Consider the following 22098-nt stretch of genomic DNA (forward strand, 5'->3'; position numbering starts at 1 on the left):
TCGTGTCCAACATCGTTGCCGATCATCTCGTTTTACTCGACCACCTGCGCAGCATCCTGGTCGCCGTAGGTGAGGCCGAGCAGGTTCCCGAAGAAAGCCATGCCTTGTTCCTTGAGCGCTTCGACGAATTGCTGGCGTCACTGCCGATCGATCCGATCGAAAGCCAATACCTGGGCCAGGACATCCTGACTCAAGTCATTTCCCGTTATCCGCAAATCGCCCACCTGATTCCACGGGATCTGCTGTGGTATTTCGCCGGTGATTGCCTGCACTACTTGTCCGATGAAGAAATCGACCTGTATCAGGCACTGGAAGAGCGCCGCTTCGAAGCCGAACAGAACGACGAACCTTTCGACTGGAACCAGGAAAAACAGCTGCTGGCGTTGTCGAACCAGGACAGCAAGCACTGATCTTCTATCAGTGATGCCAAAGGCCCGCATGCTTGAGCATGCGGGCCTTTTTGTTTATTGCCTTCAGCGCACCCCGTCAACATCAGGCAACCGCACTGCGCTGCGACTCTGCCCACCCGCCTATCTCCAGCCTTTGCACCAATGCTTTTCTTTAAATTCATGGCACTTTGGTTTGATTGAACTACCTTCAAACAATAAGAAGTCATGACGGCTTGATTTTCCACGTCAGCTTCAGTGATCAGACAGCGGATTGGCAAAAGGAGTTACCTCACCATGATCCTGGCAGGCGCTTTTCGGCTCTGTACCTTCAGTGCCGATGACTTTCCGGGGGAACCAGGTCGACCCATAGGCGCAAGTATCGCTCTGGCGGGCAGTCCAGGTATCCGGATCACTAAAAACCGTTTCAGCAAAGGTCGCTCGCTGTCCCGCCAGATCAGCGAATCGCGCCCGCTCGTGTGTAGCACGCAAGGAATAACGCCAGGGCCATGGATGAGTGGTCTGGCGCATTGGGGGGGATAGCCCGATCCCCGTGAAGTGATCCGAGACAACTCAGTCCGCCTAAAGACGGTCTATCCAGTGAGGATGTACTTAATGAGCCTTCGTACCGAGCCCGCTTTCAAGCGAATTATCCATGGCCTGTTCTGGATGGGCCTCAGCGTGGATGCGGCTCAGGCCGCGCCAGCCAATTGCCCGCAACTGGACAATTGGCCGACAACGTACGAGGTCGGTCAGGGGCTGCAGAGTGAACTGCGCAGCCCCGTTCCGGTAACGCAACTGGCGGTGGGTGACCCGAAGATTGCCGACGTGCAACCCAGCGGCAGCAGCGCGTTCATACTCACGGGCCTTGCACCAGGGACCACCAGCCTGATGGTCTGGACCGCCTGTTCGAAAACGCCGCGCCAGAGCATGGTGTTCGTCAAGGGCAAGGCCACGTCGGCGCTGACCAGCGTGCCGTCGGTGCCTTCCGACGACCCGCTGCTGCCGAGCCAGGTGCAGACCGATATCCGCTTCGTTGAAGTCAGCCGGACCAAACTCAAGGAAGCCTCCGCGTCGATTTTCGGCATTCGCGGCAACTTCCTGTTCGGTTCGCCGAGAACCCTGCCCACCATCGGCGGCATTGTCACGCCGGTGGTACCGGTGAATAACAACAACTTCAACCTCACTTTTGCTACCGGTAATACCCTGGTGGCGCTCAATGCGCTGGAAGGCAGCGGTTTCGCCTACACCCTGGCGCGGCCAAGCCTGGTAGCGCTCAGCGGGCAGAGTGCGAGTTTCCTGGCCGGTGGTGAAATACCGATTCCGGTGCCCAGTTCAGGCAGCGATAACGTGTCCATCGAGTACAAGGAATTCGGTATCCGCCTGACTCTGACGCCAACCATCATCGGGAAAAACCGAATCGCGTTGAAGGTGGCGCCGGAAGTCAGTGAACTGGACTTCACCAACGCCGTGAGCATCGCCGGCACGGTCGTCCCGGCCCTGACCGTGCGCCGTACCGACACCAGCATCTCCCTGGCCGACGGCGAAAGCTTCGTCATCAGCGGCCTGATCAGCTCCCGCAACACTTCCCAGGTGAACAAGTTTCCGGGGCTGGGCGATATCCCGGTTCTGGGCGCGTTTTTCCGCGACAACACCATCAACCGCGAAGAGCGCGAACTGCTGATGATCGTCACCCCGCATCTGGTCCAGCCACTGGCGGCCAATGCACAACTGCCGTCATTGCCTGGCGAGCAGCTGCGCAATTACGACCCGAACTTCTACCGCATGTTTTTCCTGGAAAATGGCGACTTCGACAGTCGCAGCGGGCTCTCGCAATGAATCGGAGCCTGAACCAGTCTGGCCTCGCCCTCACGCCTGACGGTGACTTTGCACGCTTGCCGGGCCAGCCTTATTGCCATTGGCCAGGCGTTCATCTTGTTGTAGCCAGGGGACATTCGATGAAAGCAGTCATTGCCATAGCGGCGACATTAATGCTCGCCGGTTGTGCCAGCAATGGCCTGTCTTCGCGACCGGCCAGCTGTGCCAAGCCCGGTTCGGAGCAAGAACTGGCCCTGAACCTGGCCGACAGCATGGCCGACGAAGGCCGTTTGTATGCCAGCCTGGCGAATCTGGAAGGAATGCCCGATAACCTGGTCCAGGTCCGCCTGCGCAAGGCTCGGGTGCTGCGCTTGATGGGGCGTAGCGGCGACGCGCAGCCGTTGTACGAAAGCTTGCTCGGCACCTGTCTGGCAGCTGAAGGGGAACTTGGCCTGGGCCAACTGGCCGCCGCCAAAAATGATAACGCCAGCGCTGCCACTCACCTTGAGCGTGCGGTGCAGATGGCCCCCACCGACGACAGGATGCGCAATGACCTGGGGGTCGTCTACCTCAATCAGCACCGGATCCCTGAAGCACGCTTCGAGTTCATGACCGCCATGGAGCTCAAGCAGGCAAACACACTGGCGGCACTCAATATGGTGACGCTGCTGATCTACCAGGATAACTGGAAGGCCGCCGCCGAACTCGTGACCCGCGCCGACTTGAGCCCCAGGCAAGTCGTAGAGGCTCAAACCCGCGCGGAAAAACTCAAGGCCTCCGCCAATAAAGTGGTGGCTACCGATGGCAATCGCAAGGCTGAGGTAGCCGATGCCTCTTCCAGTGCGAACAAGTAGAACGTACGAGGAGTCGAGATGAATACCAAACGGCTGTTGATCCTGTGCACGGCTTGCCTGTCCACCACTGCCTGGGCTATCGAGCCGGGCCCCTCTTCGCCGTATCAACAAGGCACCGAACAGTGGTTGCAGCTGCAGATTCGCGGTGTGGTTGCCTCCCCTCACCTGCAAACCGCTTCGGCCACCGAACGTGACCTGGCCATGCAGCGCTGGCTGAACAGCTTCAACTACCCAATTCCGCAATTTTATGACCAGGATGCAGCGGGACAAATGACCATCGGCAACTGAGGCAGGTCGATGGGGTGATCAGCCTCTGGCGTAGTCCGGAATGGCCTGGCTAAAAAGCCAGGCTCAATCACGAGTGCAGGAAAATACAGTCCAGGTACTACAAGGTGGAGCAAGCGATTGGAGTGAATACACTCCGTTCACCTACTCCACCCCATTCTTATGCAGTACAGCCATCCTGTTCGACAGCAAGCCACCCCTGCTCACTTACCGAATGCCTTGAGTACCCCGATCATGGCGGGGCCAATGGCTATCAAGAAGAAGCTCGGCCACAGACAGAAAATCAGCGGAAATATCATCTTGGTGCCAATTTTCGCCCCCATCTCTTCGGCGGCCTGCGTACGCCGGTCACGGAACTCATCGGCATAGATACGCAAGGTGTCGGCCACGCTGGTACCAAAGCGGATACTCTGCGCCAACAGGTTGACAAGCCCTTGCACGTCATCTAGGCCAGTGCGCACAGCCAGTTGCTTGAGCGCCTCGGTACTGGAAATGCCCGCACGGATTTGTGCATTGACCATGGCCAGTTCTTCAGCCAGCTCGACCTGACTGACCGACATCTCCTCAGCCACTCGTTCGATGGTCGTGGGCAAGGCCAGGCCCGACTCCACGCACACCACCATCAGATCCAGCGCATCCGGAAACGCCGCACGCAGCCGACCTTGTCGCAACTGCTTGCGCTTGGCGACATACAGCGCTGGCAGCAACCATCCGATACCGGCCACCAAGACCACCAACAGCAGCCCCATGATCAGGGAAACCTTGGGAATCATCGGCAACAGCAGCAACGCAATACCCATTAATAACAGTGGCAACATCAAGCGTACCGCCCAGTACACCTGCGCCGCCGATGAGGAGCGGTATCCCGCATGCATCAACAGGGTCTGGGTGACGGACGTTTGAGCCGACCCCGCCGAGGCAAAGCGCTGGCCGACCCGCTCCAGCAACAATTGCAGGTTACCCGGAGTTTCCTGCCCGGTCGTGTTGCCTAAATGACCACGCTTGATCAGCGCCAGACGACGCTGCACCGGGTCCTGAAGACCCTGCATCAGCAAGATGACGGCGCCGACCGCAAGCACCGTACTCAAACCGATTGCGCCAAGGAACAACAGGCGCGCCAGCTCCTCGTTCCCTGTGACCCGACTTAACAATCCGAGCAAAAAATCCATGACCTGTACCTCTCGATAGCGAACCCCGCTTAAACCTGAATCCGGATGATTTTGCGAATCCAGAAAATCCCGGCCAACATGGAACCAAAAGCCCCGAGTATCAGCTTATGGCCCACGGGATCATTGAGCAGCAACGGCATGTATTTAGGGGTGGTGAACACGATCGCCCCTGCCAGCACGAAGGGAATGGCCACCAGTATCCAGGCCGACATCCTCCCTTCGGCCGACAAGGTCTTGACCTTGCGTTGGAAGCGAAAGCGCCCGCGGATCAGGCGGCTCAGGCGCTCCAGCACCTCGGTCAAATTGCCGCCGGTCTCGCGATGGATGAGGATCGAGGTCACCAGCATCATCACAGTCATGCTCGGCATCCTCTCCAGCAGGCCGAGCATAGCCCGACGTACATCATTGCCATAGTTGATATCGGAGAAGGTCAGGCCAAACTCATGAGCCACCGGCCCTTTGTGCTCCTCGGCCACCAGGCGCAGGGTTTCGTTGAATGGGTGCCCGGCGCGCAGAGCGCGGCACATGGCATCCAGCGCGTCCGGCAGGCCTTCCTCGAACGCAGCGAAACGCTTGCCACGGTCGCGAGAGATTTTCAGTATGGGGAACCAGAAGATCGCGAAACCCGCCACCAGCGCCATCCACCAGACTGGCGAGACCATCCAGATCAGGATACCCACCCAGACACCCAGCACCAGCCCGAGCAGCAATACCCGATAGGCCCGGTACTCGTGCCCGGACTGCTCAATCATTTGCGTCAGTGATTCCATAAAGGGCAGCTGCTCAAGCCTGGCCTCCAGTGGCGACAAACGCGTCAGGTACTTTTGCCTCAATACCGTTTGCATGTTGGGCAAATTATTGGCTTTCTCCATTACGTGCAGGCGGCCGCGGATGCGCTTGCGCATCTTGCCGGCCTCGCCGAATACCGGTACCGCCACGCCCTGGGACAGGAGGAAGACGGCGATAAACACCATGCCGAGGAACATCAGAATGAATTCGCCTGGAACCTGGTTCATGGCTGCCGCGCCTCCATCCATTCAGGCCTGAACATCGTGAGCGGCAACTCGATGCCACGCTTGGCCAGCACATCACGAAATGCGGGGATCATGCCGCTGGGTCGATACTCCCCGAGTACCTCACCGTTTTCGCCCATGCCATGGCGCGCGAAGGAGAAGATTTCAGTCATGGTGATGATCTCGCCTTCCATGCCGTTGATCTCCTGCACGCTGACCAGGCGGCGCTTGCCGTCCTCCTGGCGTTCCAGCTGGATCACCACATCGATGGCCGATGCGATCTGCTGACGCATGGCCTTGATCGGGAAGGTCGCCCCGGTCATCGACACCATGTTCTCGACCCGCCCCAACGCATCGCGCGCGGTGTTGGCGTGAATCGTGGTCAGCGAGCCGTCGTGTCCGGTGTTCATCGCGGTCAGCATGTCCAGCGCCTCGACGCCGCGCACTTCACCGATCACGATACGGTCCGGCCGCATCCGCAGGCTGTTGCGCACCAACTCACGCTGGCTCACCTCGCCACGTCCCTCGATGTTCGAAGGCCGGGTTTCCAGGCGCACCACGTGGGGCTGCTGCAGTTGCAGTTCGGCCGAGTCTTCGATGGTGACGATCCGCTCGTTGTGCGGAATGAAACTGGACAGCACATTGAGCATGGTGGTCTTGCCGCTGCCGGTACCGCCGGAAATCAGCACGTTCAAGCGCCCACGGACAATCGCCTTGAGCAGCAGGGCAATGGCCGGGGTCAATGTCCCCACCTGGATCAGGCTGTCGGTATTGAGCAGGTCCACCGCAAAGCGCCGGATCGACATGCTCGGGCCGTCGATGGCCAGCGGCGGGATAATCGCGTTGACCCGCGAACCGTCCTTGAGCCGGGCATCTACCAACGGCGAGGACTCATCGATACGCCGACCCAGGCTGGAGACGATGCGATCGATGATGTTCAGCAAATGCTGATCATCGCGAAAGCGCACATCGGTGCGTTGCAGTTTGCCAAAGCGCTCGACATAGACCGAGGCATGACCGTTGACCAGAATGTCGGACACGCTGTGGTCAGCCAGCAACGGTTCCAGGGGGCCAAGGCCGAGCACCTCGTCGGTGATCTGCTTGATGATCAACTGGCGGCTGGACGTACTCACCGGTGCCGAATGTTCATCGAGCAGACGCTGGCAGATATCGCGAATCTGTCGCGTAGCCTCAGCCTGTTCAAGGGAGTCCAGCAAGGACAGGTCCATGACCTTGAGCAACTGCTGGTAGATCTTTTCTCGCCACTCGGCCTCCACCGGGGTGACCTGACTTTTGGTTTCGTAAAGAACGTCCGGCGTTGCACGTTCCCACGCCATCACTTCTTCTGCCGGATCCAGTTGGTCGTCACCTGGCTGGTTAGCCTGCGACGAGGCGGATTTAGCGGATTGTTTGCGCAAGCGGTTACGAAAGTCACTGATCATGGGTCACCCCCCGAAAAAACGGTTGAAGGCGCGTTTGAGCACGCTTTTGTTTCCAGCCACCTGCTTGCCAACCAGTTCCTCGGCCACGTTGCGCAGGGCAACGGTGATCGCCGCCTTCGGCGCATGCAGACCCAACGGCACGCCCGTGTTCTGACTCTGGCTGACCAGGTTGAAGTCGTTGGGTAATTTCGCCAGGTTGGTGCAGCGCAGCGCCTCGCCGATATCCTTGAGGCTGACCGCTGCCGCCTTGTCATAGCGGTTGACCACTATCTGCAATTGATCCCCACGCACGCCCAGGTCTTCGCGAAGAATCCGCACCAGGGAACTGGCATCGCGCAGATGGCTGACGCTCTGCTGCACCACCACGTATACCCGATCCACCTGTTCCAGCACGGAGCCGGTGAGGTGGTCGATTTGCCGCGGCAGATCGATCACTACCCAGTCATAGCTGGCGCGGGCCAACTGCATCAGGGTGTCAAGTTGCTCGGGTTGAGCATCCTGCGGCAGACACAGCTCACCGGCCCGGCCACCCAGCACATGCAAGGTCGGGCTGAAGTGGCTGCAAAAACCCCGTAGCGCAACGCTGTCCATGCCGTCGATCTGATGCAATACCTCCAGATGGCTGTGCGTCTGCGCCACATCCAGGTAATGCGTCACGCTGCCAAATTGCAGGTCCATGTCCAGCAACAGGGTACTGCCAGCCTTCATGCTGAGCTGCTGAGCCAGGTTGCAGGCCAGCATGGTGCCACCGGATCCGCCCTTGGCGCTGATCACGGCGAGCAATTTCCCTTCTGTCCCACCGCCGCTGCGAACCTCCATGACCAGCCGATTCAAGGCGACGACCAGCTCTGTCTCGGCGACGGGCTCCGGCAGCACGTCACGGGCGCCGGCCTGCATCGCCAGGCGCATGCCTTCCTGTTCGCTCAGCAGCCCGCACACCAACATCGGCGGACGTTCATGGGCCGGGCGCTGTAACAGTGCCGCCAGCTCTTCACGCCACAGGTGGCTGACGCGTAAAAGCAACAGATCGGGCATCCGGTCCAGGCCGTAGAGCGGGTCGACATGCCCATTGCTCACCAGCCGAGTACTCACCTCCAGGCTGGGCATGCGTTGGCAGACGCTCTGCAGGTCGCGCAACGACGCGGCATCACGGCTGCTGATCAGTAACCTGAGCCCGGCTTTGCCGGTCGAACTGGAGAGTGGAGTGTCCCTGGTATTCAGCATGGCGTGATCTCCCCGGAATCGGAATGACGCCCGAGGCTTTCGCGTGGCAACGTTGCCCTGAATGTAGGCAAGGTAATGGGCACGCCGAACCCGGGAATGAACAGATTGAAAACGAAGTTCTGCAGACTCAACCGGACATAGCGAATGGCACGAAAACCATTGACGCTGACCAGGTCTGAGGGGTTGGCAACCAGCGCACCATTCACGTCCAGATAGGTCAACGTCAGGTGGGTGGTGGCCAGATTGCCTATCAGCTGGCTCGTACCGGCGTCGGTCGCCGCATTGAAGATCGCTCGCCGCAACACCACCGGATCGCTGATATTGCACACCGCCGCCAGGCGCGTACCGCGGCGCACGGCTTCATCCAGCGCATTGACCGTAAAGTACAGGCGGCCCATTTCCACCACGCCGAACAACAGCGTGAACATCAGCAGACCAATGAAGGCAAACTCCACCGTATAGGTGCCGCGCATGTGCTTTCTGTTCATCACAGGGCCCTCATCACGGTAGTGGCGACCAGCGGAATGCTCAGTGCAATCCGATTACCAAAAAAACCGGGAAGCGATCCGGTGCAACTGCCAGCGCCAATCACCGGGCAGAACGTGTAAGTGATGGTGACCCGCACATGGTCGGTGCCCACTGCGGCAACGACCACGTTGCCGGTCGTCAGCCCTGACACTACAGCGGGCCCGGTGTTGGCAGGTACGCCATACACCGCAACGTTTTTCGTCTGGGTCTGCAGCGTATCGCTCAGAGCGACCTTGCCAAGCGTTGAGTCCCAGGCCTGGCTGGCAACAAAACGGTCGGCATCGCGGCTGGCCTGCAGCAGCAGGTTGTACTGATAGAGCATGCGACCGAACTCACCGAAGGCCAGCAACAGCAACAGCAGCACCGGCAGGACCAGGGTGAATTCCACAATGGCCAGGCCTTGCTGGCGCTGCCGATGTTTAAATCCGTGAAGTCTCATGACACCTCCTACGAGTCAGTGCTCGGAGTGCCGCTGCCGTTGAGATAGGTTTTGTAGAGCTGAATGATCTGCGGGCCGGAATCGGTTGACGGCGAGGGGCCGGCCACGTTGTCGCCTTCGCACACCTTCACGAACTGGCCAAAGACCTGCGAGTTCGTGCCACCTTTATCCATGGGCTGCACCACAAAATAGCAGCCAAAACCGAGGACGGGGATCAAGGTTGAACCATTCTGTTTCCCGGCGCAGTCGCCCACCACGACTTTCAGCATCCGGCGCTCGAACACCCCGTTGCCCACACAGTCACTGCCGGACCCTGCCACACACGCGGCAACGCTCGCACGCCAGTCGTTGTAGTCCAGTATCGCGTTACCGCCCGCCGTGAGATTGCCGTTACTCGAGGTGACAGCTTGCCCCTGGTACTTCGGGCCTGTGCCGTTGTCAGTGATTGCGGGGTCACTGGACGTGGTCACCAGATCCGGTGGATAGGCCGAGGCACTGACCTGGCCGCCGTTGTAGATGCCGAAGCGTGTATTCAGGCCTTGAGAGGCAGGGCCGACCTTGTTGCCAGGGTCAGTCAGGACATTGTCCCCCACAATGCTGCAGACCTTGAGACCTCCGGCCATGCCCTCGGGAATTTTCGTGCCAAGATCGAGCAATTGATAATTGCCTGGACCAATGCTGTCGGTCGATTTTCCGGACCCCGTCTTTATTACCTGCAAATTACCAAATTGAAAGCCCCAGAACATGCCGGCGGCCGGGTTGTTTTTAGTCTTATCGCCACAGACCATCAAAGGTGCGAGATCGCAGGGGCTGGTAGGGCTGGGTCCGGCAGTGGCAATCGCCGCCACCGCTTTGGCTCCCAGGCCACCAGAGCCGAATACCCGGGCGAAGTTCCAGAAAAATCCCGTCAGGCTATAGCTCGGTACCGATACCCGAACGTACTTGGCATCCGCCGGCCCGGGAAAGGCGAACGGGCCATAGACGCTGCTTGCCAGTTCCACCACTGCAAATGCACCGGCGTTGCCGCCGACCGCTGTGGCCAATTCGTTGTTGCCCGTGGCATTGGCATTTTGTATCAACGTATTGAGCGCGGCGGTGCGTGTTGCGTTAGCCGCGGTGACACTGTTGATGCCCCCCTCCACCTGGCTCAGGGTCTTGGCGCCACTCAGGGCGGCGGCGTCCACCGCATTCTGCAGGCGCGTTTTGTTCAGCATCATATGCCCGCCGTCCAAAGCCAACGCCGCCATCATGGCCATCGCCGCCAACGCGATCACCATCAATACACTCACCGATCCTTCCTGGCGCCTTGGCGTCGAAGTGAACGGCCGCTGAATACGAAGATTCATCATCAAGCCCTCGATTGCCGATACCGATCCGGATCGACTCCGCCAATACCGTGGTGCCCTGGTACCTGTTGCGCCCGGTTAGCGAATTTTGATTACATTGGCCTCGATCCCGCGAATAATGGTGACGGCTCTGCCACCCTCTCCATTACCACGTGGCACTATGGGCTTTGGCTCTGTGGCGGTAGCCACCGCCATGGCCGGTGCGGCAGGTGCAACGGTCGCGATTTTTTTCTCGGCGTTCAGCGGGTTGCGCAAGGTCAATTGCAACTTCCCTTCCGATTGCGCGGTTACCAGGGTTTCAGCCTCGGCAGTCGTCATTTCCAGCGTCACTGCACGCACCACCACCGGTTGGGTTTTGTCAGTACCCGCAGTCTGATCCACCGCCAACACCCGCAAGTTCTCGAGGATGGTCCTGGAGGAGGCGCTGTTAGTGCCGGCATTGTTGGTTTTGGTCGCCAGTACATCGACCCGGTTACCCGGCAACAGGAATCCGCCGACGCCGACCACATCGTCCACGCGTACCGATATGGCGCGTTTGTCGGGGGCAATCAAAGAGGCCAGGGTGCTACCCCCCAGGTGCTCGCTCAAACGCGCACCACGCACGATGTCGCCCCGCAGAATGTCGAACGTTGCGATCTTGCCCACGGCTTTTTCGCTGGCATCGAAGGCATCGTCCGGGATCGTATCCATGGGCATGCGTACGGTCGTGACCTGGTGGGCCTCGACCATCTGCCCGAATGGAATCTCTACCGTGGCGACCACCACGCTTCGCAGGTGGTCATCCGGGCTGGCATTGAGCCGCGCGCTCAACCAGGAATCGGCCATCCATGCAGCCCCAAGGCCCATGGCCAGGGAAACGCCTATCAGGGTCAGCGTACGAGAGCTCATGTCAGTATCTCCGTATCAAAGAAAGTCGAGCTGGACGAAGTAGTTGTGCCAGGCCCATTCCAACTCTTTCGGTGACAGTGGTCCGGAACCGCCGATATAACGCTGGCGATCGAGTGCCATGTTCAGGAGATCTCGGGGATGGCAGGGCACCAGGGGCATGCCTTCGCTTGCATAAAGCCTTTGCAGCGCATAACGCACCAGCAACGGGTCATAGGAAATCCCCAGACGCTCACTTTCCTGACGCCAGATCTTTTCGTACTGCTCGGGCTTCAGGTAACCGAACTGCAGCTTGTAGCCAATCCGACGAAGGAAGGCCTCATCGGCCAGCTCCAGGGGATTGAGGTTGGTGGAAAACACCAGAATCAGATCGAACGGCAACTCGCAATGCCGACCGCCGCCCAGGTTGAGGAAATCGCGTTTCTCTTCCATCGGGACGATCCAGCGATTGAACAGCTCGGCGGGGGCCATGCGCTGGCGCCCCATGTCGTCGATGATGAACAGGCCATTGCTGGCCTTGAGCTGCAGGGCGGCCTGGTATTGACGGGTGAAGGGGTCATAGCGAACGTCCAGTTGCTCCATGCTCAACTCACCGCCCGTGATGACGATCGGGCGTTTGCAGCGCAGCAGTCGACGATCGATCCCTTCGTTGAGCATCAGATTGTTCTGTTGAGCATTTTCATCGAGCCGCTGATGCACCTGCGGGTCATAGATTTCGATCACCGACTCGTTGATGACGATGGCATAAGGGACCCAGATGGCCTCGGCGAACAGGCGGATCAGCCGACTGCTGACATAGGTCTTGCCGGTCCCTGCGGGGCCATAAATCATGATCGCGCGCCCGGAATTCATCGCCACACCCAACTGATCGAGCATCTCCTCCGTGAGCACTACGCCAGCCAGGGCATTGCGCATATCGTTGGCGTTGATGCGACTATGGTGAATGGTCTGCAGTTTGATCAGGGAGCGGTAGGTACTCACCGGGAAGGGTGCCGCTCCGATATAGCCACTGCGCGACAGGGCATCGCGGGCGACACCGCGACCACGTTCGGTCAGGCCGTAACGCAACATCTGCCCGCCCGTTTGACTCGCCTGACCCAGCACTTCGACACGACCATCCTTGCGCAGAAACGCCAGGACCTCTTCAAGTACCGCGCCGGTCAGCGCCAGGCGGTCCACCAGCCGCGACATGTCCAGCACGCCGGCATCAAACAAATGCTTGCACACCAACTCGCCGAGAAAACTGTCGGTCAGACCCGTTTCGCGGATTGTGCAGGGCTGAGGCGCCAGGCGTTGCACCGCGTTCCGATCGCTGGGGTAGGCATCACTTTCGACGATGACGTGCATGTCTAACCTCCGAATCAACCGGCAGTGAGTTGCCAGTAGATGCTATTCAACGTCCCCAGCAGGATCGCTACCGAATAAGGAAAGGGCTTGCCGGCTACCTCGTCTGAACTTGGCGCCATATAGGCCCGCGCCCAAAACATCAACCGATAGCGCCCCAGGGTCTGCAATAATTGACCGCGCACCAGAACGATCAGGAAACCGCACAACCCTCCCCATATCAGACTGAAGAACACAGCCCATAAGGCGTAAGGGGGGGGGAGAAAACTGCCAACCATGGCCATCAGCTTGACGTCGCCGGCAGCCATGCCGCCGAGGGCATACATGGGCAGGAACAGAGCAAAACCGATCAGGAGGCCCAGCACGCCATCCCCCAGGCCGCTGATCCCACCTGAGTAAGTCTGGCTGGCCAACCCCAAGGCCAGACCTACCAGGATCAGCAGGTTGGAAATGCGGTGGCGACGCAAGTCGCTCACCACCGCCACGCCCAGCAGTCCTATCAGCACAACGGTAGCTACCAGCTGTTCCATGGACATGTCGCATCCTCCTGCCAGAGTTGTCGTTATGGTGCGGCGGGGGCAGCGCAAGCGGCACCACTAACGGCGGCACAAAGAGCTCTGATTCTAGTGTCCACTGCCCCGCCAAGAGCCGTGAACGCCGCGACAACGGCTATTGTGACCAACCCACCGGCCACCGCGTATTCCACGATGGTCAGACCATCTTCGTCTTTGATGAACTTCACAACCGAAGCCTTGATTGTTTGCATGATCATTTTGCCCACCTCACTCGAATGTTGTTTTTTCTGAGGCAGTACTTTCTGTGCTGCCTGATGCAACCCTAGTCAGTGGCAAGGCATGGGCGTTAGGAAGATTTTGCACATCGCTAGGACTTTTTTGCGGGGCGGCCAAATACGCAGCATTGGCTTTTGCAGAAGTAACAGGTGGGGGTAAACAAGGCACTGAAACGCAAAGACAATTGTCACTGATTCACAAGCGACAAACGGTTCGAGCCGGGTTTGTCGATAACACACCAACAAACATTCACCCAGGGCTGCCTTCCAGGCAACCCATAGAGCGAATAGAACTAAAAATCGTCTTTCCTATCAGGATTAAATCTGCAAAGTGATGGCACCTTGGCAATACTCCTTAACAAAGTGAGTCACCCAGAACCCCAGAGTAGAGACATGACGTCCAATTTGACCAAAAGGCCATCGCTCCTGTGGTTCGATCTGACTCATGATCGGTCCACGAAAGAACTCGCCGCGCAGTTCGAGGACTCCTGCGACTGCAAACTGGCGAAAAACTCCGTGTTGCCCATCGGGGAACACGCAGACATGATCTGCGTCCATTTTGATCGCCCCGACACGCCAGGCTTGCGGCTGTTGCTGGAGATCAAACGCACCACCCCCACCATCCCGATCACCATGTTCACCGTGCAGCACTCGGAGGAACTGGCCGTATGGGCCATGCGCTCCAGCGTCTGGGAATACATGGTGCTCCCGCTCTCGACCACCGAGAGGAATCGTTACCTGACGGCGGTGGTGCAGCTCTGCGAGCTGCGTCGAAATACCAACGGCCGGGGCAAGTCATCGCAGATCGACCATTCCCCGACCCTGCCGGACAGCATCCGGTTGACCTCAGGACACCAAAAACACCAGGCGCTGAGCAATGTCATGCTGTACATCGAACAGCACTTTCGTGACAGCATCGATCAGAGGGAATTGGCACAGCGCTGCGGCATGACGACATTTCGCTTCAGCCGCCTGTTCAAGGAAGCCAATGGGCTTGGCTTCACGGATTACATCCTGGACAAGCGCATGAACTTCGCCAAAGATCTGCTCGACAACAGCCAGATGCCGATTACCAGCATCGGCTATGAGGCCGGCTTCAAGGATCCTTCCTACTTCGCTCGTGCCTTCAAGCAGTTCGCCAACTGCACACCCAGCGAATACCGAGTGGCACGCCAAATCAAAGCGGCTGCCGCTGCGCAACCGGTGCAGGATGAAAAAACCATTGAAGCGCTCGAAAGCCTGGTACAGAGCCTCAGCGGTTGACCTGGTTTTTTACGCGCACACAAAAACGCCGCTCAATGAGCGGCGTTTTCGTTAAATATGGAGCGGGAAACGAGACTCGAACTCGCGACCCCGACCTTGGCAAGGTCGTGCTCTACCAACTGAGCTATTCCCGCAAATGGCGTCCCCTAGGGGACTCGAACCCCTGTTACCGCCGTGAAAGGGCGGTGTCCTAGGCCACTAGACGAAGGGGACACGCTACCCGGAACACATGGTGTGTGTTTCGGTGTCCAGATCCGCATCCGAAGACTTGGTTCTGGTTTCACTCAGCCCTGCCCGAAAGCAACGCTGTTTAAAATTGGAGCGGGAAACGAGACTCGAACTCGCGACCCCGACCTTGGCAAGGTCGTGCTCTACCAACTGAGCTATTCCCGCATTGGCGTCCCCTAGGGGACTCGAACCCCTGTTACCGCCGTGAAAGGGCGGTGTCCTAGGCCACTAGACGAAGGGGACACACGTACTGCATTCACTCCCTGCTTCGTTTCGCTGTGTGCTTTACGCTGCAAGTGGCGCGCATTCTATGGATGGATTGAGAGGTCGTCAACCCCCTGATATAAATTTATTTAAATCAATGACTTCGCCCTGCTTTTGGGAGCCGTTGCGGTTTTTCCGCGGCCCGGCGTTTGACGCTTATATTCTGGCACCCGCCAAGACGTTATAGTCCACCCAATGATGGCACTCTGCGAATCGAGTGCCATCATTCATAAAAACGGGGCTGCGGCCGATATAAGCACAAGCATGTCCGATCCAACCCGTCGTGCGGGCCAGGGCGCTCAAATGCCAAGCCACCCGACTCGCATGCGTAACCTATAAAGAGGTCTTACCGGTGACGCCACTCATGATCACCCTGCTAATCGTAGCCGGGATCGCCCTGTTGATCGCCATTGGCTACATGAACCATGTGGTGGAAAACAACAAGCTGGAAAAGGCCCGTACCAAGATCGAGCTCAACGATCGCCTGCGTCGCTGCGGCGAGATCACCGAGACGTTCCCCGGCCAGCTGATGACCCCGGCACTCAAGCTGCTGTTGGCCCGCCTGGAACTGAACGTCTGCCAGCGCCTGCTCAACCTGGAAAAATCCAGCGCCAACCTCAAGGCACGGATCGCCGAACTGGAGGCCCTTGTCGGCCAGGGTGAATCCATCCCGGTCAACAATCCGCCAGCACCGATCCAGACCGAAGCCAAGGCCAAGGATGTACGCTTCCTGCTCGAAGCCCTGCACGGCCAGATTACCCGCGCGGCACAAGACGGCTTCTTGCCCCCCAACGAAGCCAAGCGCTGGATTCGTGAAGTGCGCCACATCCTCGTGTTGCTGCACATCGAGTTCTTCAACAACCTCGGCCAGCACTCCCTGCAACAGAACCAGCCAGGGCAAGCTCGCCTGGCATTCGAGCGCGGCGTGCAATACCTGCGCAAACAACAGGACCCACAGGTCTACGCCGAGCAACTGGCATACCTGGAAAAACTCCTGGCCCGCGCCAACGACCAGGTCATGGATCGCATCGCGCCGGTCGAAGGCGAGGTCAACCAGTTGACCGAAGGCTTAAAAGACGTCGAGGCCGACGCGGACTGGAAAAAGAAAGCGATCTACGACTGATCAGCGAAAGCCACTGTAGGAGCAAGCTCGCTCCTACAGGAAGCTTTCAAAGCCTGAAATGCCCCACCATCCCCTTCAGTTCAACCCCCAGTTGCGCCAATTGAATACTGGACGCTGCATTGCCCTGCATCGCCAGCGATGACTGATCTGCACTAGCGCGAATGCTAGTGACACTGCGGTTGATCTCTTCGGCCACCGAGCTCTGTTCCTCGGCCGCCGCGGCGATCTGCTGGTTCATCTGCTGGATCAACGATACCGCCGCCGCAATACTTCCCAGCGCACTCTCGGTCTGCAAGGCATCGCTGACCGCCAGCTTCACCAACTCGCCACTGCTCTGGATCTGCTGCACCGACGACTGCGCCGCCGAGCGCAAAGCGCTGACCAGGCGTTCGATTTCCTCGGTCGATTGCTGGGTTCGCTTGGCCAACGCGCGCACTTCATCGGCCACCACCGCAAAACCCCTGCCCTGCTCGCCGGCCCGGGCCGCCTCGATCGCCGCGTTCAATGCCAGCAGGTTGGTCTGCTCCGCCACGCTTTTGATCACACTCAACACCGTGCCGATATTGTGGATTTCCGCACTCAGGCTTTCGATGCTCGAACTGGCGGAAGTGGCCGAATCCGCCAACTGCTCGATCCGTGCCATGCTCTGGCGCACCACCTGCTGACCGCTTTCAACCTTGCCGTCAGCCGTTTGCGCAGCCAGGGCCGCTTCCTCTGCATTGCGCGCGACATCATGCACCGTGGCGGTCATCTGATTCATCGCGGTGGCAACCTGCTCGGTTTCCTCCTTCTGTGTGCTGACTTCGAGGTTGGTCTGCTCGGTCACCGCCGACAGCGACTGGGCGGAAGTCGCCAACTGTTCGATACCCGACTGCAAGCCGCTGACGATATGACTGAGCCCCGCGCCCATTTGCTGCATTGCCTGCATCAACTGACCGATTTCGTCGCGGCGGGTCACGTCAATGGTCGCACTCAAATCCCCCGAGGCAATCTGCTGCGCCACCTGAATCACGCTACGCAGCGGTGCCACGATCAATCGGGTGATGAACCACGCGGCAACCAGCCCAACCAGCAAGGCCAGGGCGGAGGAGCCAATGATCAGCAGCGAGTTCTTTTTCAGTTCAGCCTGCATCGCTTGGTCTTGCGCGACATAAGCCTGATCCACCCGCTCGACCACTTGGGCTGCGCGTTGGTGCAATTGCTGATAGACGGTTTTTTCCTGTTCCAGCAGGTCGGTGTACTCGGCGAGCTTGTCACTGAAACTGGCGATATGACCCGTCACCTCATTGAGGACGGTCTGGTAACCCTCATCCTTGATCGTGGTCTTGAGCTGCTCGGCCTGGGTCAATGCCTGGCTGGCCTGTTCGATCTTGCCCTGCCCGGCGCTGTCGTCGCCTTTGCGGCTTTGATCCAGACGCACGCGCGCTTCATTCATGGCTTGCAGCATCAAGCGTGAAACCTGGCTGACCTGGCTGGCCTGCTCGATGAATTGCGCACCGTCCTTGCCTTCGGAATCTTTCAGGGTATAGGCACCGTCATCGGCGAGCCCGGACTGCAATACGTCAAGATTATTGGCCACGCTGGACACCGACCAACTGGCCATTTCCAGCGCCAGGTCCTTGGCCTGGGTGAGCGAGACAAACTCGTCGAAGGCCTTGCGATAGGCGCCCAAAGACTGTTCGACATCATTCATCACCGGCATGTTGGCCGCAGACGCGGCCTTGAGCTGGCCGGCCAGGGCGATCAGGCCATCGACGCCCTCGTGCAGGGCATCGACGGTTTTCGGATTGCCGTGCAAGGCGTATTCCTGCTCCAGCAGCCGCACCTTGAGCAAACCGCTGTTGAGCGATGACATTTGCGTGAGCCCGTCGAAGCGCTGGCTGATGGTTTGCAGGGACCACACGCCAATGCCCGCCACCAGCGCAGTCAACAACAGCACCAGGACAAACCCGATACCCAGTTTTTTTGCCATACCGAGGTTGGCAAAACGTCCTTGCACGCCCGAATTCATTGCACTTAGTCCCCTGCCAAAGTCTGTAGACGCAGATTCGCAACGGGCCAGTAGCAACACAAGGCTCTGGCGCCTGAATAATGGCAAAAAGCTACACCAGCGTCGTTTTCAGAACGCTGGAGGTCGATCCCGGGCAGTGGCCTGAAAGAACGCACGGGCACGCGGGTCGCAGGCATAGGCCACGTTGATACGCTGCCAGTCACTGGCCTCACCCGAGGGGTTGAAGGCGGTCTTCGATGACAGCAGTACACCCAGGCGCCGTGCCTGGGTCCGCACCTGATCGTAATCGGACATTCCTGATCGCGCCCAGATGAACAGGCCTCCCGCCGGTTTGCCGAAAATCTCCCATTCGGTATCTTCGAGCAATTGCAACACCGCCAGCCGGTCGCTGTTCAAGCGTTGGCGCTGACGCTGCACCAGTTTGCCGTAGGCACCGTTAGCCAACAGGCACGCCAGCACCGACTCGCAAAATCGTGAGGCGCCCATGCCACTGATCATCTTGACTTCGGCCAGACGCGTAATGACTTCAGAGCCGGCCACCACGAAACCGACCCGCAAGGAACTGCTGAGGGTCTTGGAATAGCTGCCGACGTAGATCACGTTGTCGTCCAGCGCAGCCAGTCGCGTAGCGCAACCGCTGCGCAAATCCGCATAAACGTCGTCTTCGATCACCTGCACGCCAAAGGTCCTGGCCAGCTGCAGCACGCGGCGCGCTACCGCCGGTGCAAGGCTGCTGCCCGTCGGGTTGTGATAGAAGCTATTGATGACCAGCCCCTGAGGCCGGTGTTTGACCAGCACCGATTCGAGCATGTCCACGTCCGGCCCCCGCGGTGTTCGCGGCACCTCGACCATGTGGATGCCGTGCAGCCTGAGCAGATCGAACAGCACCGGATAACCGGGACTCTCCACGGCCACGCAGTCACCGGCCTTGAACAGTGTCCGCACAATCAGGTCGAGCCCCTGACTGGCCCCCGCCGTGGTCATGATCCGGTTGTCCTGCACCGGGATATCCAGCTGCCTGAGGCGCTTGAATATCTGTTGTCGCAAGGCTGGCAATCCCAGCGGCGTGCTGTAGTTGAACAGGCTGGCCGTATCGGTACGACTGACTTGCCGAATCGCATAAATCAGATCGTCCGTCTCGCGCCAGCTTTCAGGCAGCCCGCCACAGCCCAGCCTCAACTCACTCGAATAAGGCCCGTTCTCGGGCTCAGCCCCCTCGAACCACACAGGCTCGTGCCTTGTACCCGTAGTCAATGCCGGGTCGGCAACCCTATAGCCGGCCCCATGACCTGACACCAGCATCCCCTGCGTCACCAGCCGTTCGCAGGCCTGGGCAACGCTTGACTGACTGAGCAAATTGATCCACGCAATCTGTCGCACCGAAGGCAGGCGCGTACCGGGCGATACCCCGCTGGAACGAAGCCAACAGGTCAGCGCGTCAACAATTTGCTGTACGACGGGCACCAGCGCCTGTCGGTCGATTCTCAATTCCATGAGCAAGCAAACTCCTGTTGATTTTGCGAGCAACAGTTAATCACAGGAGTGTTCGAATACATGTGCGACAACGCCGCCAAAACCCATTGCTCTAATCATTTGAAACACATTGCCCGGTGCCTTTGTGAAACCAAAAAACCTGTGGGAGCTTGCTCGCTCCCACAGGTTCCGGGTGTACTCGGTATCGGCGCGTCGCTTAAAACGCGGTAACGCCACCGTCCACGGCCAATGAGTGACCCGTAGTGAACGCCGCGCCATCGCTGCACAGGTACAGCACCGCGCTGGCGATCTCTTCGACTTTGCCGATGCGACCGACCGGATGCATGGCGTTGGCGAACTCGCCTTTTTTCGGGTCGGTTTCATAAGCGCGACGGAACATATCCGTGTCGATCACCGCCGGGCACACCGCGTTGACCCGGATCTTTTTCTTGGCGTACTCGATGGCCGCCGACTTGGTCAGGCCGATCACCGCATGCTTGGAGGCGGCGTAGATGCTCATTTTCGGCGCGGCCCCAAGGCCGGCCACCGATGCCGTATTGACGATCGCACCGCCCCCTTGCGCCAGCAGCAGCGGCAATTGGTATTTCATGCACAACCAGACGCCTTTGACGTTGACACCCATGATCGCGTCGAACTCGTCGAGCGTACCTTCGGCCAGCTTGCCTTTCTCTATTTCGATGCCGGCATTGTTGAAGGCATAGTCGAGACGACCGTAAGTATTGATCACCTCATCCATCAAATTTTTTACATCGCTTTCCAGGGTAACGTTGCAGCGTACGAAGGTCGCTTCGCCACCGACTGTACGAATCAGCGCCACCGTGCCCTCACCGCCCGCCGTATCCATATCGGCCACCACTACCTTCAGGCCCTCGGCGGCAAATGCCTGGGCGGTCGTGCGGCCGATACCGGCCGCCCCGCCTGTCACCACAACCACCTGGCCGGAAAACGTCATGCTCATTGTTATGTCCTCGAAGAGAAGAATGCGGTAGGGCCAGTCTAGTCATGAAGGTCTTGAACACGGCAGCACTATCAAGGCTCCGGTTGGGCGCCCATGATTTGCAGTGATGGAACTGCCGTACCAACTATCACTGCACTGGATCAACCTGCATTCGCCGCATCAGCCGAACTTGCGGCATCGTCGCTGACCGGCTATCAACAAAGCTTCATTCATCTTGAGTGCCTGCCATGACCTCCCAGACCAATCGCCAATTCCTGCTCGCCAAACGCCCGGTTGGCGCGGCGACCCGTGAGACATTCACCTACCAGGAAATACCGGTCGGCGAACCGGCGGCGGGTCAGATCCTGGTCGAAAACCAATACCTGTCCCTGGACCCGGCCATGCGTGGCTGGATGAACGAGGGCAAGTCCTACATCCCGCCGGTCGGGCTCGGCGAAGTCATGCGCGCCTTGGGTGTGGGCAAAGTCATTGCCTCGAACAACCCGGGGTTCGCGGTCGGGGATTACGTCAACGGCGCCCTGGGCGTGCAGGATTTCTTCCTCGGCGAGCCGCGAGGCTTCTACAAGGTCGATCCGAAACTGGCACCTCTGCCACGTTACTTGTCGGCACTGGGGATGACCGGGATGACGGCGTACTTCGCCCTGCTCGACGTCGGCGCTCCGAAGGCCGGTGACACCGTGGTGCTGTCGGGTGCGGCTGGCGCCGTGGGCAGCATCGCCGGGCAGATTGCCAAGATCAAAGGCTGCCGTGTGGTGGGCATCGCCGGCGGTGCGGACAAGTGCAAGTTCCTGATCGATGAACTGGGTTTCGATGGTGCTATCGACTACAAGAGCGAAGACGTCCTTGCCGGCCTCAAGCGCGAGTGCCCGAAAGGCGTCGACGTGTATTTCGATAACGTCGGTGGCGACATTCTCGACGCGGTGTTGAGCCGCCTGAACATGAAGGCGCGGGTGGTGATTTGCGGTGCCATCAGCCAGTACAACAACAAGGAGGCGGTCAAGGGCCCGGCTAATTACCTGTCGCTGCTGGTCAACCGCGCGCGCATGGAAGGTTTTGTGGTGATGGACTACGCCGCCCAATACGCCAGCGCTGCACAGGAAATGGCCGGCTGGATGGCCAAGGGGCAGCTCAAGAGCAAGGAAGACATCGTCGAAGGACTGGAGACTTTCCCGGAGACGCTGATGAAATTGTTCAGCGGGGAGAATTTCGGGAAGTTGGTGTTGAAGGTTTAAAG

Annotated in this window: 21 protein-coding genes, 4 tRNA genes and 1 pseudogene; 7 read left to right on the forward strand and 19 right to left on the reverse strand. The window is 59.1% G+C overall.

Features of this window, described 5'->3' with window-relative positions; translation table 11 throughout:
* Positions 1-2 precede the first annotated feature (2 nt).
* The 4 genes from AC1DXW_RS21110 to AC1DXW_RS21125 all read left to right on the forward strand — a co-directional run bounded on the left by AC1DXW_RS21110 (position 3) and on the right by AC1DXW_RS21125 (position 3346).
* Complete coding sequence (locus tag AC1DXW_RS21110) at positions 3-410, forward strand: PA2817 family protein (RefSeq protein WP_007991629.1); 408 nt, start codon at positions 3-5, stop codon at positions 408-410.
* A 591-nt stretch (positions 411-1001) separates the two neighbouring features.
* Positions 1002-2225: a type II and III secretion system protein family protein gene (locus tag AC1DXW_RS21115; RefSeq protein WP_477754729.1), complete on the forward strand. Its 1224-nt coding sequence runs from the start codon at positions 1002-1004 to the stop codon at positions 2223-2225.
* Between the two features lie 119 nt (positions 2226-2344).
* Positions 2345-3058, forward strand: a complete 714-nt coding sequence (locus tag AC1DXW_RS21120; protein WP_477754730.1) for a tetratricopeptide repeat protein — start codon at positions 2345-2347, stop codon at positions 3056-3058.
* An 18-nt stretch (positions 3059-3076) separates the two neighbouring features.
* Positions 3077-3346, forward strand: coding sequence for a DUF3613 domain-containing protein (locus tag AC1DXW_RS21125; RefSeq protein WP_477754731.1), 270 nt, complete (start codon positions 3077-3079; stop codon positions 3344-3346).
* A 200-nt stretch (positions 3347-3546) separates the two neighbouring features.
* On the opposite strand, the gene AC1DXW_RS21130 is transcribed toward AC1DXW_RS21125, so the two are convergent.
* The 11 genes from AC1DXW_RS21130 to AC1DXW_RS21180 form a co-directional block, all read right to left on the reverse strand.
* Entirely contained in the window at positions 3547-4512 is a 966-nt protein-coding gene (locus AC1DXW_RS21130; protein WP_477757056.1) for a type II secretion system F family protein, read from the reverse strand.
* Positions 4513-4541: 29 nt separating this feature from the next.
* Positions 4542-5528, reverse strand: coding sequence for a type II secretion system F family protein (locus AC1DXW_RS21135; RefSeq protein ID WP_477760411.1), 987 nt, complete (start codon positions 5526-5528; stop codon positions 4542-4544).
* On the reverse strand, positions 5525-6967 hold the full coding sequence (locus AC1DXW_RS21140; protein WP_477760412.1) for a CpaF family protein: 1443 nt from the start codon (positions 6965-6967) through the stop codon (positions 5525-5527). Before AC1DXW_RS21140 ends, AC1DXW_RS21135 begins: the two co-directional genes overlap by 4 nt.
* 3 nt (positions 6968-6970) lie before the next feature.
* The gene (locus AC1DXW_RS21145; protein WP_477754408.1) at positions 6971-8191 is read right to left on the reverse strand and encodes an AAA family ATPase; all 1221 of its coding nucleotides are present in this window, start codon (positions 8189-8191) and stop codon (positions 6971-6973) included.
* Complete coding sequence (locus AC1DXW_RS21150; RefSeq protein ID WP_477754407.1) at positions 8185-8679, reverse strand: TadE/TadG family type IV pilus assembly protein; 495 nt, start codon at positions 8677-8679, stop codon at positions 8185-8187. The genes AC1DXW_RS21145 and AC1DXW_RS21150 overlap by 7 nt, the downstream gene beginning before the upstream one ends.
* A complete protein-coding gene (locus tag AC1DXW_RS21155; protein WP_477754406.1) occupies positions 8679-9158 on the reverse strand; it encodes a TadE/TadG family type IV pilus assembly protein in 480 nt (159 codons plus the stop codon). Before AC1DXW_RS21155 ends, AC1DXW_RS21150 begins: the two co-directional genes overlap by 1 nt.
* A gap of 8 nt (positions 9159-9166) precedes the next feature.
* Entirely contained in the window at positions 9167-10507 is a 1341-nt protein-coding gene (locus tag AC1DXW_RS21160; protein ID WP_477754405.1) for a TadE/TadG family type IV pilus assembly protein, read from the reverse strand.
* A gap of 75 nt (positions 10508-10582) precedes the next feature.
* A complete protein-coding gene (gene cpaB, locus AC1DXW_RS21165) occupies positions 10583-11392 on the reverse strand; it encodes a Flp pilus assembly protein CpaB (protein ID WP_477760413.1) in 810 nt (269 codons plus the stop codon).
* Between the two features lie 15 nt (positions 11393-11407).
* Positions 11408-12736: a P-loop NTPase family protein gene (locus AC1DXW_RS21170; protein WP_477754403.1), complete on the reverse strand. Its 1329-nt coding sequence runs from the start codon at positions 12734-12736 to the stop codon at positions 11408-11410.
* Positions 12737-12750: 14 nt separating this feature from the next.
* On the reverse strand, positions 12751-13269 hold the full coding sequence (locus AC1DXW_RS21175; protein ID WP_477754402.1) for an A24 family peptidase: 519 nt from the start codon (positions 13267-13269) through the stop codon (positions 12751-12753).
* 26 nt (positions 13270-13295) lie between these two features.
* The gene (locus tag AC1DXW_RS21180; protein WP_477754401.1) at positions 13296-13505 is read right to left on the reverse strand and encodes a Flp family type IVb pilin; all 210 of its coding nucleotides are present in this window, start codon (positions 13503-13505) and stop codon (positions 13296-13298) included.
* Between the two features lie 411 nt (positions 13506-13916).
* On the opposite strand from AC1DXW_RS21180, the gene AC1DXW_RS21185 reads away from it, so the two are divergent.
* Positions 13917-14786, forward strand: a complete 870-nt coding sequence (locus tag AC1DXW_RS21185) for an AraC family transcriptional regulator (RefSeq protein WP_477754400.1) — start codon at positions 13917-13919, stop codon at positions 14784-14786.
* Positions 14787-14844: 58 nt separating this feature from the next.
* Here the strand turns inward: AC1DXW_RS21185 and AC1DXW_RS21190 are convergent.
* The 4 genes from AC1DXW_RS21190 to AC1DXW_RS21205 form a co-directional block, all read right to left on the reverse strand.
* A tRNA-Gly gene (locus AC1DXW_RS21190) sits at positions 14845-14920 on the reverse strand.
* A 3-nt stretch (positions 14921-14923) separates the two neighbouring features.
* A tRNA-Glu gene (locus AC1DXW_RS21195) sits at positions 14924-14999 on the reverse strand.
* Positions 15000-15103: 104 nt separating this feature from the next.
* Positions 15104-15179 (reverse strand) — tRNA-Gly (locus tag AC1DXW_RS21200).
* Positions 15180-15181: 2 nt separating this feature from the next.
* A tRNA-Glu gene (locus AC1DXW_RS21205) sits at positions 15182-15257 on the reverse strand.
* Positions 15258-15642: 385 nt separating this feature from the next.
* On the opposite strand from AC1DXW_RS21205, the gene AC1DXW_RS21210 reads away from it, so the two are divergent.
* Positions 15643-16401, forward strand: a complete 759-nt coding sequence (locus AC1DXW_RS21210) for a hypothetical protein (protein WP_477754399.1) — start codon at positions 15643-15645, stop codon at positions 16399-16401.
* Positions 16402-16447: 46 nt separating this feature from the next.
* On the opposite strand, the gene AC1DXW_RS21215 is transcribed toward AC1DXW_RS21210, so the two are convergent.
* The 4 genes and pseudogenes from AC1DXW_RS21215 to AC1DXW_RS21230 all read right to left on the reverse strand — a co-directional run bounded on the left by AC1DXW_RS21215 (position 16448) and on the right by AC1DXW_RS21230 (position 20864).
* Positions 16448-17329: a methyl-accepting chemotaxis protein gene (locus AC1DXW_RS21215; protein ID WP_477760418.1), complete on the reverse strand. Its 882-nt coding sequence runs from the start codon at positions 17327-17329 to the stop codon at positions 16448-16450.
* Positions 17309-18412, reverse strand: a pseudogene (locus tag AC1DXW_RS21220) (HAMP domain-containing protein); the annotation flags it as partial. The pseudogene AC1DXW_RS21220 and the gene AC1DXW_RS21215, both read right to left, overlap by 21 nt.
* Positions 18413-18520: 108 nt before the next feature.
* Positions 18521-19906, reverse strand: coding sequence for an aminotransferase-like domain-containing protein (locus AC1DXW_RS21225; RefSeq protein ID WP_477760414.1), 1386 nt, complete (start codon positions 19904-19906; stop codon positions 18521-18523).
* A gap of 196 nt (positions 19907-20102) precedes the next feature.
* A complete protein-coding gene (locus tag AC1DXW_RS21230; RefSeq protein WP_477754397.1) occupies positions 20103-20864 on the reverse strand; it encodes an SDR family oxidoreductase in 762 nt (253 codons plus the stop codon).
* A 227-nt stretch (positions 20865-21091) separates the two neighbouring features.
* On the opposite strand from AC1DXW_RS21230, the gene AC1DXW_RS21235 reads away from it, so the two are divergent.
* The gene (locus tag AC1DXW_RS21235) at positions 21092-22096 is read left to right on the forward strand and encodes an NADP-dependent oxidoreductase (RefSeq protein ID WP_477754396.1); all 1005 of its coding nucleotides are present in this window, start codon (positions 21092-21094) and stop codon (positions 22094-22096) included.
* Positions 22097-22098 lie beyond the last annotated feature (2 nt).

Source organism: Pseudomonas sp. P4_C4, assembly GCF_056402055.1.

Bases quoted from the DNA above. Each gene is read 5' to 3' on its own strand.
- AC1DXW_RS21185 (WP_477754400.1), top strand. From the start codon at position 13,917: ATGACGTCCAATTTGACCAAAAGGCCATCGCTCCTGTGGTTCGATCTG.
- AC1DXW_RS21140 (WP_477760412.1), bottom strand. From the start codon at position 6,967: ATGATCAGTGACTTTCGTAACCGCTTGCGCAAACAATCCGCTAAATCC.
- AC1DXW_RS21130 (WP_477757056.1), bottom strand. From the start codon at position 4,512: ATGGATTTTTTGCTCGGATTGTTAAGTCGGGTCACAGGGAACGAGGAG.
- AC1DXW_RS21115 (WP_477754729.1), top strand. From the start codon at position 1,002: ATGAGCCTTCGTACCGAGCCCGCTTTCAAGCGAATTATCCATGGCCTG.
- AC1DXW_RS21150 (WP_477754407.1), bottom strand. From the start codon at position 8,679: ATGAACAGAAAGCACATGCGCGGCACCTATACGGTGGAGTTTGCCTTC.
- AC1DXW_RS21160 (WP_477754405.1), bottom strand. From the start codon at position 10,507: ATGATGAATCTTCGTATTCAGCGGCCGTTCACTTCGACGCCAAGGCGC.
- AC1DXW_RS21155 (WP_477754406.1), bottom strand. From the start codon at position 9,158: ATGAGACTTCACGGATTTAAACATCGGCAGCGCCAGCAAGGCCTGGCC.
- AC1DXW_RS21230 (WP_477754397.1), bottom strand. From the start codon at position 20,864: ATGAGCATGACGTTTTCCGGCCAGGTGGTTGTGGTGACAGGCGGGGCG.
- AC1DXW_RS21125 (WP_477754731.1), top strand. From the start codon at position 3,077: ATGAATACCAAACGGCTGTTGATCCTGTGCACGGCTTGCCTGTCCACC.
- AC1DXW_RS21210 (WP_477754399.1), top strand. From the start codon at position 15,643: ATGATCACCCTGCTAATCGTAGCCGGGATCGCCCTGTTGATCGCCATT.
- AC1DXW_RS21170 (WP_477754403.1), bottom strand. From the start codon at position 12,736: ATGCACGTCATCGTCGAAAGTGATGCCTACCCCAGCGATCGGAACGCG.
- AC1DXW_RS21225 (WP_477760414.1), bottom strand. From the start codon at position 19,906: ATGGAATTGAGAATCGACCGACAGGCGCTGGTGCCCGTCGTACAGCAA.
- AC1DXW_RS21180 (WP_477754401.1), bottom strand. From the start codon at position 13,505: ATGATCATGCAAACAATCAAGGCTTCGGTTGTGAAGTTCATCAAAGAC.
- cpaB (WP_477760413.1), bottom strand. From the start codon at position 11,392: ATGAGCTCTCGTACGCTGACCCTGATAGGCGTTTCCCTGGCCATGGGC.
- AC1DXW_RS21145 (WP_477754408.1), bottom strand. From the start codon at position 8,191: ATGCTGAATACCAGGGACACTCCACTCTCCAGTTCGACCGGCAAAGCC.
- AC1DXW_RS21120 (WP_477754730.1), top strand. From the start codon at position 2,345: ATGAAAGCAGTCATTGCCATAGCGGCGACATTAATGCTCGCCGGTTGT.
- AC1DXW_RS21215 (WP_477760418.1), bottom strand. From the start codon at position 17,329: ATGCAGGCAATGCAGCAAATGGGCGCGGGGCTCAGTCATATCGTCAGC.
- AC1DXW_RS21135 (WP_477760411.1), bottom strand. From the start codon at position 5,528: ATGAACCAGGTTCCAGGCGAATTCATTCTGATGTTCCTCGGCATGGTG.
- AC1DXW_RS21175 (WP_477754402.1), bottom strand. From the start codon at position 13,269: ATGTCCATGGAACAGCTGGTAGCTACCGTTGTGCTGATAGGACTGCTG.
- AC1DXW_RS21235 (WP_477754396.1), top strand. From the start codon at position 21,092: ATGACCTCCCAGACCAATCGCCAATTCCTGCTCGCCAAACGCCCGGTT.